Origin of the sequence: Vibrio salilacus, assembly GCF_002811245.1 — a bacterium.
Taxonomy (GTDB): Bacteria; Pseudomonadota; Gammaproteobacteria; order Enterobacterales; family Vibrionaceae; genus Vibrio; species Vibrio salilacus.
Map to the genome: position 1 here is coordinate 51,305 of NZ_NIVQ01000017.1, position 16,673 is coordinate 67,977.

At 44.9% G+C, this 16,673-nt stretch carries 17 protein-coding genes and 2 pseudogenes; 14 read left to right on the top strand and 5 right to left on the bottom strand.

The window, feature by feature from the left end; all coding sequences use genetic code 11:
- Nucleotides 1-118: 118 nt before the first annotated feature.
- From cobA to cysC, 5 genes and pseudogenes are all read left to right on the top strand, one after another.
- Nucleotides 119-988 carry a uroporphyrinogen-III C-methyltransferase gene (cobA, locus tag CDZ87_RS12350; RefSeq protein ID WP_100753813.1) on the top strand — a complete coding sequence of 290 codons (870 nt, stop codon included), beginning with the start codon at nucleotides 119-121 and terminating at the stop codon, nucleotides 986-988.
- A gap of 37 nt (nucleotides 989-1,025) precedes the next feature.
- A pseudogene (cysD, locus tag CDZ87_RS12355) lies at nucleotides 1,026-1,955 on the top strand (sulfate adenylyltransferase subunit CysD); the annotation flags it as partial.
- A 31-nt stretch (nucleotides 1,956-1,986) separates the two neighbouring features.
- Nucleotides 1,987-3,414 carry a sulfate adenylyltransferase subunit CysN gene (gene cysN / locus CDZ87_RS12360; RefSeq protein WP_100753815.1) on the top strand — a complete coding sequence of 476 codons (1,428 nt, stop codon included), beginning with the start codon at nucleotides 1,987-1,989 and terminating at the stop codon, nucleotides 3,412-3,414.
- 24 nt (nucleotides 3,415-3,438) lie between these two features.
- Nucleotides 3,439-5,163: an SLC13 family permease gene (locus CDZ87_RS12365; RefSeq protein WP_100753816.1), complete on the top strand. Its 1,725-nt coding sequence runs from the start codon at nucleotides 3,439-3,441 to the stop codon at nucleotides 5,161-5,163.
- A gap of 12 nt (nucleotides 5,164-5,175) precedes the next feature.
- The gene (gene cysC, locus CDZ87_RS12370) at nucleotides 5,176-5,793 is read left to right on the top strand and encodes an adenylyl-sulfate kinase (RefSeq protein ID WP_100753817.1); all 618 of its coding nucleotides are present in this window, start codon (nucleotides 5,176-5,178) and stop codon (nucleotides 5,791-5,793) included.
- A 48-nt stretch (nucleotides 5,794-5,841) separates the two neighbouring features.
- Here cysC and CDZ87_RS12375 read toward each other — a convergent pair whose 3' ends face one another.
- Nucleotides 5,842-6,303, bottom strand: coding sequence for a chemotaxis protein CheX (locus CDZ87_RS12375; protein ID WP_004748296.1), 462 nt, complete (start codon nucleotides 6,301-6,303; stop codon nucleotides 5,842-5,844).
- A gap of 22 nt (nucleotides 6,304-6,325) precedes the next feature.
- Nucleotides 6,326-6,784 carry a zinc uptake transcriptional repressor Zur gene (gene zur, locus CDZ87_RS12380; RefSeq protein ID WP_100753818.1) on the bottom strand — a complete coding sequence of 153 codons (459 nt, stop codon included), beginning with the start codon at nucleotides 6,782-6,784 and terminating at the stop codon, nucleotides 6,326-6,328.
- A gap of 286 nt (nucleotides 6,785-7,070) precedes the next feature.
- Between zur and CDZ87_RS17450 the strand changes: the two genes are divergently transcribed.
- Complete coding sequence (locus CDZ87_RS17450) at nucleotides 7,071-7,202, top strand: hypothetical protein (RefSeq protein WP_281251971.1); 132 nt, start codon at nucleotides 7,071-7,073, stop codon at nucleotides 7,200-7,202.
- A gap of 78 nt (nucleotides 7,203-7,280) precedes the next feature.
- On the top strand, nucleotides 7,281-7,409 hold the full coding sequence (locus CDZ87_RS17455) for a hypothetical protein (protein ID WP_281251970.1): 129 nt from the start codon (nucleotides 7,281-7,283) through the stop codon (nucleotides 7,407-7,409).
- A gap of 46 nt (nucleotides 7,410-7,455) precedes the next feature.
- On the opposite strand, the gene CDZ87_RS12385 is transcribed toward CDZ87_RS17455, so the two are convergent.
- From CDZ87_RS12385 to CDZ87_RS12395, 3 genes and pseudogenes are all read right to left on the bottom strand, one after another.
- A complete protein-coding gene (locus tag CDZ87_RS12385; protein WP_157806471.1) occupies nucleotides 7,456-7,965 on the bottom strand; it encodes a hypothetical protein in 510 nt (169 codons plus the stop codon).
- On the bottom strand, nucleotides 7,919-8,275 hold the full coding sequence (locus CDZ87_RS12390) for a hypothetical protein (RefSeq protein ID WP_100753820.1): 357 nt from the start codon (nucleotides 8,273-8,275) through the stop codon (nucleotides 7,919-7,921). The genes CDZ87_RS12385 and CDZ87_RS12390 overlap by 47 nt, the downstream gene beginning before the upstream one ends.
- A gap of 193 nt (nucleotides 8,276-8,468) precedes the next feature.
- A pseudogene (locus tag CDZ87_RS12395) lies at nucleotides 8,469-9,092 on the bottom strand (tyrosine-type recombinase/integrase).
- A gap of 110 nt (nucleotides 9,093-9,202) precedes the next feature.
- Here CDZ87_RS12395 and dusA point away from each other — a divergent pair.
- The 7 genes from dusA (at nucleotide 9,203) to CDZ87_RS12430 (ending at nucleotide 16,202) form a co-directional block, all read left to right on the top strand.
- Entirely contained in the window at nucleotides 9,203-10,204 is a 1,002-nt protein-coding gene (gene dusA, locus CDZ87_RS12400) for a tRNA dihydrouridine(20/20a) synthase DusA (protein WP_100753821.1), read from the top strand.
- A 157-nt stretch (nucleotides 10,205-10,361) separates the two neighbouring features.
- On the top strand, nucleotides 10,362-10,571 hold the full coding sequence (gene pspG, locus CDZ87_RS12405) for an envelope stress response protein PspG (protein ID WP_100753822.1): 210 nt from the start codon (nucleotides 10,362-10,364) through the stop codon (nucleotides 10,569-10,571).
- Between the two features lie 116 nt (nucleotides 10,572-10,687).
- The gene (locus CDZ87_RS12410; RefSeq protein WP_100753823.1) at nucleotides 10,688-11,335 is read left to right on the top strand and encodes a TIGR04219 family outer membrane beta-barrel protein; all 648 of its coding nucleotides are present in this window, start codon (nucleotides 10,688-10,690) and stop codon (nucleotides 11,333-11,335) included.
- A 151-nt stretch (nucleotides 11,336-11,486) separates the two neighbouring features.
- Complete coding sequence (locus CDZ87_RS12415) at nucleotides 11,487-11,717, top strand: hypothetical protein (protein ID WP_038175219.1); 231 nt, start codon at nucleotides 11,487-11,489, stop codon at nucleotides 11,715-11,717.
- 126 nt (nucleotides 11,718-11,843) lie between these two features.
- Nucleotides 11,844-13,697 carry an assimilatory sulfite reductase (NADPH) flavoprotein subunit gene (locus CDZ87_RS12420; protein ID WP_100753824.1) on the top strand — a complete coding sequence of 618 codons (1,854 nt, stop codon included), beginning with the start codon at nucleotides 11,844-11,846 and terminating at the stop codon, nucleotides 13,695-13,697.
- Nucleotides 13,697-15,433: an assimilatory sulfite reductase (NADPH) hemoprotein subunit gene (cysI, locus tag CDZ87_RS12425; RefSeq protein WP_100753825.1), complete on the top strand. Its 1,737-nt coding sequence runs from the start codon at nucleotides 13,697-13,699 to the stop codon at nucleotides 15,431-15,433. The genes CDZ87_RS12420 and cysI overlap by 1 nt, the downstream gene beginning before the upstream one ends.
- Nucleotides 15,426-16,202, top strand: coding sequence for a phosphoadenylyl-sulfate reductase (locus CDZ87_RS12430; RefSeq protein WP_100753826.1), 777 nt, complete (start codon nucleotides 15,426-15,428; stop codon nucleotides 16,200-16,202). The genes cysI and CDZ87_RS12430 overlap by 8 nt, the downstream gene beginning before the upstream one ends.
- Nucleotides 16,203-16,673: the final 471 nt, after the last annotated feature.

Sequence of the window (16,673 nt, forward strand, 5' to 3'; positions counted from 1 at the left end):
CGAGAAAATCGTGATGATTTTCCCTTATCATAAAAAGGTATAAAAAATGAAATTTTAGAATTTCAGGTAATATGCCAAGGGCGCCATAATGCCAACATAAACGATGAAGGATGACATTATGGCGAGCAAGGATACGATTTCTCAATTTCCTGTGAGTAATCAGCGTGCACAACGTAGCAATCAAACCGACTTTAACGCCATTGGCGCGAGTGTGCTGGCTAAGGGTGAGGTGGCGCTGGTTGGTGCAGGCCCCGGTGATATCGAATTGCTGACCATTAAAGCGATGCGTTTCCTCCAGCAAGCTGACGTAGTGCTTTATGATTATCTCGTTGCTGATGAGATCATGTCGTTGGTGCCAAGCGATAGTATTTTAGTTTGTGTGGGTAAGCGCGCTGGCCACCATAGTGTCCCTCAAGAAAAAACCAATCAACTGCTGCTCGACTTTGCTCTACAGGGCTATCGAGTCGTGCGTATCAAGGGGGGCGATCCATTTATCTTTGGTCGCGGCGGTGAAGAGTTAGAAGTCTTGGCTGAAGCCGGCGTCTCTTTTCATGTTGTGCCAGGAATTACCGCAGCGGCAGGGGCGACCGCTTACGCTGGTATTCCACTCACTCATCGTGATTACGCCCAATCAGCGATGTTCATTACTGGTCACCTTAAAGCTGAAAGTGATCAAATGGATTGGACAACCCTCGCTCGTGGTCAGCAAACACTGGTGATCTACATGGGCTTGATGACGTCGGAATATATTCAAAGCCAGTTGATTGCGCACGGTCGCCGACTCGATACACCGATCGCGATTATTGAGCGCGGCACCCAGCGCCAACAAAAAGTGTTTAAAGGTCAGTTATCTCAACTCGCTGATCTTGCCAAAGACGCTCAATCACCATCACTGATTGTGATTGGTGAAGTGGTATCACTGTCGGATAAATTGGCTTGGTTTGAGCCGCAACCGCACGTGAATCCCAAGCAGCGTCAGTCAGCCTAACTCACGCCATTATTTAGATTAGCCACAGGCTCATAGATCTGTAAAGGAAGCAACTAACATGGACCAAGAACGTTTAACCCATTTAAAGCAACTCGAAGCGGAGAGTATTCACATTATTCGTGAAGTGGCCGCCGAGTTTGATAATCCTGTGATGATGTACTCGATCGGTAAAGACTCATCGGTCATGCTTCATTTGGCGCGTAAAGCTTTTTACCCAGGAAAGATTCCATTCCCGCTACTTCATGTCGATACCGATTGGAAATTCAAAGAGATGATCGAATTTCGCGATCGTACCGCCAAAAAATATGGCTTTGATCTTTTGGTGCATAAGAACCCAGAAGGTCTTGCGATGGGGTGTAGCCCGTTTACTCATGGTTCATCAAAGCACACTGACATCATGAAAACGCAAGGCTTAAAGCAGGCGCTAAACAAGTATGGGTTTGATGCTGCTTTTGGTGGTGCGCGACGTGATGAAGAGAAGTCTCGCGCCAAAGAGCGTGTCTACTCATTTCGCGACAAGAACCATACTTGGGATCCGAAAAACCAGCGACCGGAGCTATGGCGCACCTATAACGGTCAGATCAACAAGGGTGAGAGCATCCGAGTTTTCCCTCTGTCGAATTGGACTGAGCTTGATATCTGGCAATACATCTACCTAGAAAATATTGAAATTGTTCCGCTTTATCTGTCGGACACTCGTCCAGTGGTTGAGCGCGATGGCATGTTGATCATGGTTGATGATGAACGTATGAAACTCGAACCGGGTGAGCAGATCGAACATAAGAGCGTACGTTTTCGTACCTTGGGCTGTTATCCACTCACTGGAGCGATTGAATCTGAAGCGAACACGTTAACCGGCATCATCGAAGAGATGTTGGTCGCAACCTCGAGTGAACGTCAAGGGCGAGCGATCGACCACGATCAGTCAGGATCGATGGAGCTGAAAAAGCGTCAAGGTTACTTTTAGGGCCATTGGCCTATAGATCTAAGGAAAGAAAATGAATAGCGCAGTTGAAGCTCAACTTGAAGAGCTTGGTATCGAAGGATACCTCACACAGCACCAGTACAAGTCAATGCTTAGATTCTTAACTTGTGGCTCGGTTGATGATGGTAAAAGTACGCTAATTGGTCGTTTATTACATGACTCAAAACAGATTTATGAAGATCAGTTAGCGGCGGTTCACAATGATAGCCAGCGTGTTGGTACGACTGGGGAGCGTCCTGATTTAGCACTGCTGGTAGATGGACTACAGGCTGAACGCGAACAGGGTATCACCATTGATGTGGCGTACCGTTACTTCTCGACCCAAAAACGTAAGTTTATTATTGCGGATACTCCAGGGCATGAGCAGTACACGCGTAATATGGCAACAGGTGCGTCTACCTGTGATTTGGCCGTGATCTTAATTGATGCCCGTAAAGGTGTGCTTGATCAAACGCGTCGTCACTCCTTCATCTCGAACTTGCTTGGTCTGAAGCACTTTGTGGTTGCGGTCAACAAGATGGATTTGGTCGACTACTCACAAAGCCGTTTTGAACAGATTCGCGATGAGTATCTTGAGTTCTCAAAAAACCTTCATGGAGAGATCAACATTCAGATCTTGCCATTGTCAGCGCTAGAAGGGGATAACGTCGTCGAACCAAGCTCGAACATGAGCTGGTTTGAAGGGCCGCCTTTGTTAGAGATCTTAGAAAACATTGATGTCGACTACGAGAAAAAAGTCGGTGATTTCCGCTTCCCTGTGCAATACGTTAATCGACCAAATCTCGATTTCCGTGGCTTTGCTGGCACGATTGCGTCAGGCAGTGTCAACGTCGGTGATGCGGTTAAAGCCTTACCTTCTGGCAAAGCATCAAAAGTGGCGCGAATTGTTACTTTTGATGATGACCTTGACCAAGCCCAAGCTGGCCTTGCGGTGACGCTGACACTCGAAGATGAAATTGATATCAGTCGCGGTGATTTGATTGTGCTTGAAAATGCCAGTGTTGAGTCAAGTAATCATCTACTTGCGGATGTGGTATGGATGACTGAGCAACCACTGCAACCTGGCCGTGAGTATGACATCAAGTTAGCCGGTAAGAAGACGGTTGGTCGAGTGGAAGCGATTCGCCATCAGTACGATATTAATAACCTCTCGACACATAGCGCCGCCGAGCTGCCACTCAATGGTATTGGTCTGTGTGAGTGGACGCTAACCGAATCTGTGGCTCTGGATGGCTACTTGGCTTGCCAAGACACGGGCGGCTTTATCATTATCGACCGCTTAACGAATGTGACGGTTGGCGCTGGGCTAGTACGTGAAAGTCTGTCTCAGATTGAACAAAAAGCGACAGATATCTCGGCGTTTGAACTAGAGCTCAATGCCCTAGTGCGCAAACATTTCCCACATTGGGAAAGCAAAGATATTAGCCAGCGACTGAAATAGTCCGCGAAGGCGATAGGGAAGTATATGTGGCAACAAGGTTTAGTATTGGCAATGTTACTAGGAATAGTGACTTGCTTATTGACCACGAGAATCAAACCCAGTTTTATTTTTGCAGGTGCGGCGTTTATCGCTTTTCTTGCCGGGATGATTGAGCTGGGTGACGTTGCCACTAACTTCACTAACTCGTCGTTATTGACCTTGGTGCTGCTGATCTTAGCGTCAGCCGCGCTAGAGAAAACCCGCTTGATCAGTTGGGTAAGCCGATCATTATCGCATGGTTGTTTAGGGATTGCGGTCGCGAAATTAGGTCTCTCAACGGCGTTACTGTCCTCATTTACAAACAATACCGCGGTTGTGGTGTCACTGATTGGCGCCATTAAACGTAATCAACAACATGCGCCATCGCGCTTATTGATCCCGCTTTCTTATGCGGCGATCTTAGGTGGCACGCTAACGCTGATCGGCACCTCAACCAACTTGATCATCAATAGCTTTGTTGAAGATGCTGGACTGCCGAGTTTGGGCTTTTTTGCTCCGACGATGATCGGTCTGTCGGTACTGTTTGGTGGACTGTTGGTTTTGATTCCACTGAGCTACCTGCTACCTAATTACGACGATCATAGCCAAGATGATTTGCCTTACTTTCTTGAAGCTCGAGTTGAACCAGGGTCGCCTTTGGTGGAGCGCAGCATTAGCGAAAATAATCTGCGTGCGCTGCGTAAGCTCTTTTTAGCTGAAGTGGTGCGTGATGGACAATCACTCCCGTCGGTTGACCCAGACTTTGTCTTGCAAGCGCGCGATCGCTTACTGTTTTGCGGCGATATTGAAAGCGTCGCGACACTGCAAGAGATCCAAGGTTTAACCTTATTTGGTCAGCACCATCTTAATGGCCAAGGGTTTGTCGAAGTAGTGGTCAGCTCATCGGCGAGCTTCTGTAATAAGACTTTAAAGTCGAGCCATTTTCGTGACCGTTTTGATGCCGTTGTTGTTGCTATTCGCCGAGGTCATGAACGTTTGCAAGGTGGCCTTGGTAATATCACCCTCAATGCGGGAGATACTTTGGTCGTCGTGCCGGGTAAACGCTTTGAGCAAGAGCGCCAAGCGCATCGTAAAGAGTTTGTGCAAATTAACGACCTAGATTCGAGCGCTCGCCTTGATAGCACTAAATCGGCTCTAGTACTGGTGGGGTTTTCTGTGGTAATTGCCTTAGCGCTGCTTGAATTTGTTCCGCTGATTAAAGGCTTGTCGGTATTTTTACTAGCGGCACTGCTGTGTGGAGTGATTCAACTTGGTGAACTGCGTCGTCGTTTTCCGGTGGATATCGTCGTTATTGTCGGTTCAGCACTGTCGATTGCCCAATTAATGTTGTCGTCTGGTCTGTCGGTCAGTCTAGGGCAAATGTTTATCGAAGCGTTTAACGGCTGGGGGGTCTTTGGCGCCTTGGTTGCCACTTACCTACTCACCTTGATTTTGACCGAGCTTGTCACCAATAATGCCGCCGCGGCACTTGCGTTCCCTATTGGCTATAGTATGGCGCTAGGGTATGGCGTTGATCCTATGCCTTTTATTATGGCTGTGTTGTTTGGTGCTAGTGCTAGCTTTATTTCGCCTTATGGCTATCAAACCAATCTGCTGGTGTACAGCGTTGGCAATTATACATTAACCGATTATGTTCGAGTTGGAATTCCCATTTCTATCGTTTACTCCGCTTTGGTGTTGACGCTAATTCCCCTCTTTTTCCCGTATTAAAAGGACTAAACTATGACTGCGGAAACGCCAAGCAAAGATGAAAACATCGTGTGGCATCAGCACGCTATCGATAAAAACTTTCGTGCTGGCTTAAAACAGCAAAAACCAGTCGTGCTGTGGTTTACTGGCTTATCTGGTGCGGGGAAATCCACCATAGCCGGCGCACTTGAAGCGCGTTTAGCCGAGCTTGGTCATCACACTTACCTACTTGATGGTGACAATGTGCGCCATGGTCTATGCAGTGACTTAGGGTTTTCCGAGCAAGACCGACGAGAGAACATTCGCCGTATCGGAGAGCTCGCCAAGTTGATGGCTGATGCGGGCTTAATTGTGCTATCTGCGTTTATCTCACCACATCGCAACGAACGACAGATGGTGCGTGACATGTTGGCTGAGGGTGAGTTTATGGAAGTGTTCGTTAACACCTCATTAGCGGTGTGCGAACAGCGCGACCCGAAAGGTTTGTATAAGAAAGCCCGTTCAGGCGAGATCACTAACTTCACTGGCATTGACTCAGAATATCAAGCGCCACTTAATCCAGAGATTGACTTGCTAGCGGGAGAAAAGTCAATTGATGCGCTGGTGGAAGATTGTCTGCAAGTGCTCCGCGAGAGAAATGTCATCGTCTAAAACGCAAAAACGCTTCCATTGGAAGCGTTTTTAGTTTCTAGTTCGAGGTTACTCGAAACAGATCTCGATGAAGGCGTTCCCCCATTGAGAAGTGAAAGGCATAATAATAATCGACCCTTCACATTTATGACGAATCGTGTGACCTTTACCTGATACCACGACAGGTGTAGCCATATCAAAATCAAAACCACTTTCTGCAAGGATTCGTTTGGCTCCGCCTGTCACCATATTGGTGATTTCGCCCACCATGTCGGTCACTTCATCATTCAAACCGTTAGGTCTTTCACCCAGCATGTTTTGCATGATTTCCAATGCCAGACTTTCATCAAATGTAATAGACATAGAGCCGCGGCTTTGAGTGCCAACCATCCCTATTAAACCTGATACGTCACCGCGTGCAATTTCATCTTTCTTGACACGAGGCTTCTGTGGCTTCAATTCCAGTGAGGCCATCGTTTTTAATACGTTCATCAATGAAGCTAAAAACGGGTTTACAAATTCAGCGCGCATAATCTTCTTCTATATCTTTATTTTACATTTCAGTCGAACAGGACTGGCAAATACCATGAGATTCAATTACATGATTACTGGGTTTAAAGCCATGAGCTTGAGCGTTTTCTGCTAGTAAGGCTATCAAACTATCATCTTGTAGTTCAATAACGTTGCTGCATTTATCACAAATCAGCAAGTGCGAATAATGCTTGTGTGCGTTACAAGAGCCACACTGGATATAACTGTTGGTTGATTCCACTCGGTGAATAAAACCTTGCTCAAGCAAAAAGTCCAAAGCGCGATACACGGTTGGCGGTTTTGCTTGAGGTTCACTCAACTTGAGCTCTTCCAACAGTTCATAAGCACTTGAGGCTTTAGGGCTAGCACAAATAAGTTCAAATACTCGTTTGCGCTGAGTGGTTAACCTAACCCCTCTTGTTGTGCATATCTCTTCAACTTGTTTTACTAACTGTTGATCCAAACTTGTCACCGTTACCATTGGACATTTCTAATAATATACCATTTATCGAGGTTTATCGTCGCTCGGTAAGCAAATTCCGACAACCGCGTCAGTATTTTATTCTATATGCAATCGACATACCGCAGTCGGTCGAAGATCCATAAGTTACCTTATCTACAATCAAAACGATACCAACAAGCATGGATTACACGTATCTCATCGCGAAACCTTCGCTCTAAAGCATCGCAACAGATGCTATCTAGTCCTTAAGTTTGGCTTAAGAGTAAAAGAAGCATTAAGCCTCAGCGTCGATGTGGGAGTCAAATTGGCATCCAAACACCCTGAACTTATCACCGCGAGCGTATCGGCAGACGGTGTTCAATTCGGTGGCATTATTGGCGTAAGTGCTCCAATAGTATTTGGCCTATGGGAAACCCTACGCAATGAGTTTAAGTAATTATGGTTGAGATATTACAGTACCTAACATCTATGGGATCACCCCCATCAATGCTTGTTATCATTACGGAGCCGAATAATGGCAGCACGTAAAACAGGTCTGGAAGCCAATGGTACACTCAAGAAAGCTTACCGATTTAAGAAAGGTGGTGGTGCAGTCAAAGCGAAAGGGACGACAACCAAATGCAAAACAAGAAAACGTAAATAAAACAAAGCCCGCTAATCTGCGGGCTGTATAACAAGCAATCTAGATATTATTTTTTGAATGCTGAAATGAGATTAAAGGGGGATTGAAACTTCTCTAACTCAGCTAAGCGCTCAAGTTGCTTATTATCAAGTTTATCTAAGATTTTCTTATTAGATTCTTTTGGAAGGTCGTACCGTCTTAGCTCTATGTATTGGTTTAGAGCGTCACTTTCGCCAATTACAGCTAACTCGAAAATGGCATTCACATAATCTGTCTCCTCGGCTTGCGCGCAACGTTTCTCTGCTTTTTTGGATAGTTCAAACAAAACCACTTTTTGAGTTAAAAGAGGTTGGGATTGTAACCATTCGTCGGTAATGCTGATGTTTCGCTGTTTCTTCAACTTAGAACACTCTCCAACTTTCTGGTTGAGCGCCTCGTACGTCTCAACATACGTTTGTTGCAAAGACTCTTTATTTTCCAACCCCGCGGCTGAAACACTAAAAGTCAAAGGTAATAAAGCTAGGAATAGCTTAAAGTGAGTTGTATACACATGTCCAAAATTCATAATCTTTTCCATTAGCAAAAAGCATCTCGTTTTCGGCAATATTTTCTAGTCGTTTTCTCTTTATTAGAGGGATAGCCATCATGGCATCGTTAAACATTTTCCAATCATAGGTTGATGCGTTCCACCCAGCGCTGGTAATCGCCACACCAGTATATGATTTTCGTCCCGCGAATAGGTGATAAAAAGGAATGAGAGCTACTAGTTTATCCAAGTAACTACTCATTTTTATCACATTGTTCATGTCTTTAATGGCGATTCTTGTTCTTTGAGAGGGCTTAAATCCTTTGATGTTGCAAAAAGTCCCTTTGACCTGTGCGGGCATAATAACCTCTTCTAGCCATATTTAAATTTGGTTCTTATAACATGTCTTGAGAGCTGTGAATTGTGTGTATGGTTGAATATTGAATGCGGATCACTAAGGGGCAAGTTATTGCTCACTTTCATTATTTAAATCAATAGCTTTGGTCATTGGTGTTGTTAATTTAATATCAGTAACCTAGTTCTATTTTTTAAGCTTATTTTTGAGCCTTGTCGTATAATTTGTCAGGGTAAAGTTGCGTATATACCTGCCATAGAATATTTAAATTCCTATGACCTGTGACTTGAGCTACTTCCTCAATTGAGTACCCTTTCTCAAAGAGCCGACTTGCTCCCTCTCTCCGCAAGTCATTATACCTCAAATTTTCAATACCTAATTCGTTCCGTACTCGCTGGAAGCCTGCGCTAACACTGCGTGAGTTGTACGGAAAAATAAGTTCGCCTTTGTTCGGTTGTTTAAGTGCGATCTCAAATGACTCACCAAGTAACGGAACAATCATGTGGTTGCCCTCTTTCTTCCTTGGGTCTTTTCTATCTCTAACCAGTATCGTCTTGCTTCGTCCTACCCTGTTTATCCCACAAATCAGACTCTTCCATAAATTTGTCGAGCAGGACGTATATTGGTACGGATTTTTGCTGGTGTGAGTACGGATCTTCTAGCTCTCTAACTCTTTTATTTCCACAGGTTCGAGCGAACTCTTTTTCCTGAATGTTTTCGATTCTCTGTGTATAATCGCCGAATTATTTTTAACTTTGATGCCCACTGTGAAGCGCATTTCAACGCTTTTTAGTGTGCGTTTTTTAATGCTGAATGATGCCATTTGTCCTACTCGATCTATACGTACTAAATGCGTACTGAAAGGGTAAATCGGGGGCAATTCCAGCCAGTTTCTGTATGTATATGCAGTGGTAAGATTTCGAGTAACACCTTATGAATCCTGACAATACTAGTAAATACGCCGCAAATCGCTTTTCCATTGCCCCGATGCTCGATTGGACCGACCGTCATTGTCGATACTTTCATCGCTTGCTGACTAGTGAAACCTTGTTGTATACCGAGATGGTCACAACCGGTGCGATCATCCATGGTAAAGGTGATTTTCTCGCTTATAACCAAGAAGAGCATCCCGTGGCGTTGCAGCTTGGTGGTTCAAACCCTCAAGACTTGGCAACCTGTGCCAAACTTGCCGCTGAACGTGGTTACGACGAAATTAACCTTAATGTCGGTTGCCCGTCTGACCGAGTGCAAAATGGTCGCTTTGGTGCATGCTTGATGGCAGACCCTAAACTGGTGGCGGAGTGCGTTGCTGCGATGCGTGAAGTGGTTGATGTGCCGGTGACGGTTAAAACCCGTATTGGTATTGATGACCAAGACTCCTACCAGTTTTTAACTGACTTTGTTTCTATCGTTTCAGAACAAGGTGGTTGCGATCAGTTTACGATTCATGCGCGTAAAGCGTGGTTATCCGGACTAAGCCCGAAAGAGAACCGCGAGATCCCGCCGTTGGATTATCCGCGTGCCTATCAGTTGAAGAAAGACTTCTCTCACCTGACGATTGCGGTCAATGGCGGCGTGAAAACATTAGCCGATACTCAAGCGCACTTAGAGCATTTAGATGGTGTTATGGTGGGCCGTGAAGCATATCAAAATCCATACATCTTATCGGAAGTGGATCAGTTGATCTTTGGCTTAGATAAACCCGTCAAGAAGCGTCGCCAAGTGGTGGAAGAGATGTATCCATACATCGAACAACAACTGACTCAAGGTGCTTATCTTGGCCACATTACTCGCCATATGTTGGGACTGTTCCAAAACATGCCGGGTGCGCGCCAATGGCGTCGTTACATTAGTGAAAATGCACACAAACCGGGGTCGGGTATTGAAGTGGTTCAAACGGCACTGGCGAAGATCCCGCAACAGTTAGATGTGTAAAAAATACCTACTTAGTGAGTATTTTTGACCACTCTGAATGGTTATTAACAGCATCTTTCGTTGGTGCTCTTTTTTTATTGTTACTTTTCAGCATCTTGAATATTCCTCTAAGTTGGCACATATCCTGATATAAGTGAATCAAACGAAGGAGAATCATATGTTTGAATTGATCTTTATATTGGTATTTGGCGCGACCTTGTTAGTAACAGGGGTTACCATGGTGACCGTGATTGCTGGTGTTGCATTTTCGCTAGTTGTGATGGTGCTACTCGGAATGCTCAGTGTAGCATTCAAGTTGTTGCCGTGGTTGATTGTGATCGCTATCGGTATTTGGTTTTTCAAGAACCATGTTGCCCAATCAAGGTAGATAAAAACGCACGAGCTAACATAATGACTATGATAGAATTGTGACCAAATCGTATCTATCCGTTTTTAGCTTTGCGCGGTTTGCGGTGCTGATACACTACTTGGAGAATCTATCTGATGGGTTTAAAAACCACCATTGCTTTAGCGGCTATTGTCTCGGCATCAGCGTATGCAGAGCCATCTTTAACAACCAAAGTCGGTGCTGAAGTGTGGTTACCAGATACTAAAGTGAATGGCGTGAGGAAAAAAGCAGATACGACGGGTAGTGTCTTTGTGGCAATTGAGCATGATGTTCGTTATGCGCCGGACGCACGTATTCGTTACTCTAAAGTGGATGCAGATTACACTGCGTTCAATAAGTTAGATCTGACTCTTTATTATCGCGTGTTAGAGCATGACTTAATGCACTTTGATGCTGGTCTTACGTTCAGTGATTTGGCCAATACTAAATACCTCAATCCAGAAGATGGCGCTCGTGCGACATTTGATAAAACCATTTGGGCTTGGTATGGCTATGCGGAGTTAACTGTCCCCAATACGAATGTCGATATTATTGGTGAAATGAATTTTGGTGACAGTAGCGGCATCAAGAGCACCGATTTGATGGCGGGCGTGCAATATCGTCTACCGTTAGGCAGTAATACGCTAGCGATTCGTGGTGGTTACCGAGTCATTGATTTGGAATCTGAAGCATTTCCTAATACTAGTGGTGACCCTTTCGTGTTTGCCAATGGCTTTTTCGTTGGTGCTGAGTTCGCTTTTTAACTCGTTCAATCAGTTGATACTAGAAACGTCGCAATATAATGCGGCGTTTTTTTATATCCATTTGTTATATCTATCGATTTTCATTTAGCACTTTTTCCGTGTTTAGCCATGCTTAGTAAGGGAACGTCTATCAGCTCGAGAAAGGAATCTCATGACCATTACTGAACTAAGAAACTTATATCGAGAACAACAGTTAGTTGAGGCTATCATCGAGCCTTCCGCACAGGAAGGGCATTGGATTGTTGAATTTCGTCACGCGCGTGGTGGTTTTGTTCTATTAACCGATTCTAATGGAGAAGAGTGCCATTATTTAGACCTTGATCTTGCGTCTAAATCAGCGATGGCAGTGGGCTTTAAACAAGTTCGTGTTGAAGCGAAATAGTGTGTGCTGCGGTTTTTTTCTCCGTTCTTTAATTCAAAAAGTTATAAAACATTCACTTCTATTCTTTCTTGTTATTAAAGAGAGTGGTTAATCTATCATCACGCAATGAATAGGGATGTCGAGACCATGTCTTTAAACAAGAACGTGTCCTCTCAAGGAAACACGCCACAAGAACTTCCATCTATCGCTGCTCCGCTCAATGATATGCAGTTGAGCGCTTTGCAGCAAAGTATGGCCGATCTATCTCCTCAGCAGTTAGCATGGGTAAGTGGCTACTTCTGGGGATTATCACAAACACAAACCGGGGCGGCTTCAGGCTCAGTCAGCCAAGCTGTGGCTGCAGTAGCGGCTAAGCCTGCGGGGAAGTTATCAATTATATACGCTTCCCAGACTGGCAATGCGAAAGGCGTTGCTGAAGCGCTAGAGCAAGAAGCCAGAGCACTAGGTATTACCGCAGAGTTGTTTGATGCCAATGACTACAAAGGTAAAAACTTAGCGAAAGAAACCTACGTTATTATCGTTGCCTCAACCAATGGTGAAGGTGAAGCGCCAGATAATGCGATTGAATTACACGAGTTTCTTCAATCGAAGAAAGCCCCTAAATTAGTCAATCTTCAATATGGTGTGATTGGGTTAGGTGATTCAAGTTACGAGTTCTTTTGCCAAACGGGTAAAGACTTTGATGCCTACCTGGCTAAATTGGGCGCGACACCTTTTATTGACCGTATCGATTGTGATGTCGATTACGATGCCTCCGTCTCTGAATGGCGCAGCAAAGCGTTAGAGTCTGTCAAGCAAGCACTCGCTTCGGGCTCAGAGGCTGACATCGTGCAGTTACCTGTCGGTCAGGCTGTTGCAGGTCACTCTCTTTATAATAAGCAACATCCGTATACGGCAACCTTGTTGACGAGCCAAAAGATCACGGGGCGAGATTCAGGTAAAGACGTTCGCCATATTGAGATTGATCTTGAAGGTTCAGGACTTTCTTATCAACCGGGTGACGCTCTTGGGGTGTGGTTTGAAAATAGCTCTCAGTTGGCGAATGCCATTCTCGCTAAAGTGGGACTGTCTGGGGTTGAAAGCGTTGAGGTAGACGGTGAAAGCCTTTCTATTCACAGTGCTTTGGTTAACAAATTTGAGATTACTTCTGCCAATCCGCAACTGGTAACAAAATTCGCTGAGCTGTCAGCAAGCAAAAAGCTGCTCAAGCTGGTGGAAGATAAAGATAAGCTGCGTGAGTACGCGAGTAACACTCAAGTCGTCGATGTGCTCGCGGAGAAAAAGACCAAACTATCTGCCGATGAGTTGGTTGGCTTATTACGTCGTTTAACGCCTCGTCTATATTCTATTGCCTCAAGTCAAACGGAAGTCGATGACGAAGTACACCTGACAGTGGGTTTGGTGGAGTACGATCAGGGTGATGAAAAACGCTTTGGTGGCGCATCAAGCTATCTCTCTCATCGCTTAGAAGAGGGCGGTAAAGTCAAAGTGTTCGTTGAGAACAACAATAACTTTAAGCTACCTCAAGACGACAATACGCCTATGATCATGATCGGCCCAGGTACAGGTATCGCGCCTTTCCGCAGCTTTATTCAAGATCGCGATAATCGCGATGCACAAGGCAAGAACTGGTTGTTCTTTGGTGACCGCACCTTTACTCAAGACTTTCTTTATCAAGTCGAGTGGCAAAAGTACCTCAAGTCTGGGGTACTGAACCGTTTGGATGTCGCCTTTAGTCGCGACCAAGGAGAAAAGGTCTACGTTCAGCATCGTATCTTAGAAAATGCACAGCAAGTCTGGCAGTGGATTCAACAAGGTGCCTACATCTATGTGTGTGGCGATGCAACACGCATGGCGAAAGATGTGCATGAAGCTTTGGTGCATGTTGTTGAGCAACAGGGCCAGCTTTCTCGCGATGACGCGGAAGAATTTATTAATGAACTACGTAAAGCGAAACGTTATCAAAGGGATGTTTACTAATGAGTGCTGCTACTGAAAACAAGAACCAAGTTGTATTAGGCGAAGAGCTAGGGCCACTTTCTGATAATGAGCGTCTTAAAACTCAAAGTAATTTTCTGCGCGGTACCATAGAGCAAGATTTGCAAGACCGTATCACGGGTGGATTTACTGCAGATAACTTCCAGTTGATTCGTTTCCATGGCATGTATCAGCAAGATGACCGTGATATTCGCAACGAACGAACTAAGCAAAAACTCGAACCATTACACAATGTCATGCTGCGTGCCCGTATGCCGGGTGGAGTCATTACGCCGAAGCAGTGGCTGGCGATTGATAAGTTTGCTACTGAGCATTCGCTTTATGGCAGCATTCGCCTGACTACACGTCAAACCTTTCAGTTTCACGGAGTGCTAAAACCTAATATCAAGTTAATGCATCAAACGCTTAACAGTATTGGTATTGATTCAATTGCCACCGCTGGGGACGTAAACCGTAACGTATTATGTACCACTAACCCGATTGAATCTGAACTTCATCAAGAAGCGTACGAGTGGGCTAAGAAAATCAGTGAGCACCTGCTACCTAAAACCAAAGCGTATGCTGAAATTTGGTTAGATGGCGAAAAGGTCGAAACGACGGAAGATGACGAGCCAATTTTAGGCAGTACTTACTTACCACGTAAATTTAAAACCACCGTGGTGATCCCGCCACAAAATGATGTTGATGTGCACGCGAACGATCTCAACTTTGTCGCAATTGGTGATAACGGTAAGCTGGTGGGCTTTAACGTACTGGTCGGTGGGGGGCTTGCAATGACGCACGGTGATACCTCTACCTACGCTCGCCGTGCCGATGACTTCGGATTTGTCCCGCTAGAGAAAACACTTGAGGTCGCAGCAGCAGTAGTCACGACTCAGCGCGATTGGGGTAACCGTTCAAATCGTAAGAATGCCAAAACCAAGTACACGCTAGATCGTGTCGGTATTGATGTCTTTAAAGCGGAAGTAGAAAAACGCGCGGGCGTGAAGTTTGCTGACAGCCGACCATACGAATTTACTGACCGTGGCGATCGCATTGGTTGGGTGGAAGGTATCGATGGTAAACACCATTTAGCTCTCTTTATTGAAAATGGTCGCCTACTCGATTACCCAGGTAAACCGCTTAAAACGGGTGTTGCTAAAATTGCCAAAATTCATAAAGGCGATTTCCGCATGACAGCCAACCAAAACTTGATTGTTGCTGGTGTAGCGAAAAATGACAAAGCGACAATCGAAAAGATTGCTCGTGAGCATGGCTTAATCGACGATTCTGTTAGTGAACAACGTAAAAACTCAATGGCGTGTGTGGCTTTTCCAACCTGTCCACTTGCAATGGCCGAGGCAGAACGCTTCTTACCGGGCTTCGTCACCGATGTCGAAGGTATACTGGTAAAGCATGGGTTGCCTGAAGAAGACAATATTATTTTACGCGTAACTGGTTGTCCGAATGGTTGTGGTCGTGCGATGTTGGCAGAAATTGGTCTGGTGGGTAAAGCGCCAGGTCGTTACAACCTACACTTAGGTGGCAATAGAGCGGGTACTCGTATACCTAAGATGTATAAAGAGAACATTACTGATAAACAGATCCTTGCAGAGATCGATCGGCTAGTTGGTCGCTGGGCAAAAGAGCGTGAAGCAAGTGAAGGGTTTGGTGATTTCATGATTCGTGCTGGAATTATCCAAGAAGTCAAAGTTTCTAAGAGGGATTTATATGCTTGATTCAGTGGCTTCTAAACCGAAATTAGGTGAGCTGCTTACATTGACTAAGACGGAACAAGTACTCCGTCTTAGTCAAATCAATGTTGAGTTAGAGCAGCTTACGGCGCAACAAAGGGTTGCTTGGGCGTTAGATAACTTAGAGGGTGAATTTGCGGTCTCATCTAGTTTTGGTATTCAAGCTGCGGTTATGCTCCATTTGGTTACTCGGCAGCGACCTGACATACCGATTATCTTGACGGATACTGGGTATTTATTTCCCGAGACTTATCGTTTCATTGATCAATTAAGTGAACAACTGACCTTGAACCTCAAAGTATATCGATCTAAAGAAAGTGCCAATTGGCAAGAAGCGCGTTACGGCAAGCTATGGGACCAAGGTATAGAGGGTATTGAGAAATACAATAAGATAAACAAAGTCGAGCCAATGCGACGAGCCTTGGATGAACTAGAAGTAGGGACTTGGTTTTCGGGGTTACGTCGCGAGCAATCTAAATCACGAGCTAGCTTGCCAATTTTATCTATCCAAAATGGAGTGTTTAAGTTTCTGCCAGTGATCGATTGGGTTAATAAGGATGTGCATTACTATCTGGATCAACATGGTTTGTCTTATCATCCTCTTTGGGATGAGGGGTACCTTTCAGTTGGGGATACTCATACAACCAAAAAGTGGCAGCCAGGCATGAGCGAGGAAGAAACACGTTTCTTTGGCTTAAAAAGAGAGTGTGGGCTGCACGAAGAGTCTAATGAACAGGACGGTTCAGGTATCTAGTCCGCTCTCCTATATATAAGAAGAAAGGTCGCAATGCGGCCTTTTATTTTGCCTGAAAAATAGCAGTTGTGGATAACTCTGTGGGTATTATGTTTGCTTTGCTGGGGTAAAGTTGGATAAATAAGGCTTTGAGCGAAAAGTCAGCATTTAAACGTTGTTTTTGCAATTTTTTCAAAATAACGCTTGCCAATGTGAGCGTGATCTCTATAATCCCTCCTCGTCGACAGGGCAAGGGCTCATAAGAGTTTAAAGCCAGTCAGACAGGTCAGAAAGAAACGAAATAGTTATTTGCCTTCACTTTTTAAATGTGAAATAAAAAGCAAAAAAGTGTTTGACACTAAAGATTATTTCGCTAGAATGGCTGCCTCTTCCGAAGTGACATGAGTCACAAAGAAGAACGCTCTTTAACAATATAAACCTATCAATCTGTGTGGGCACTCGTTGATGACAATCCAATAAGTTATTGCTTAG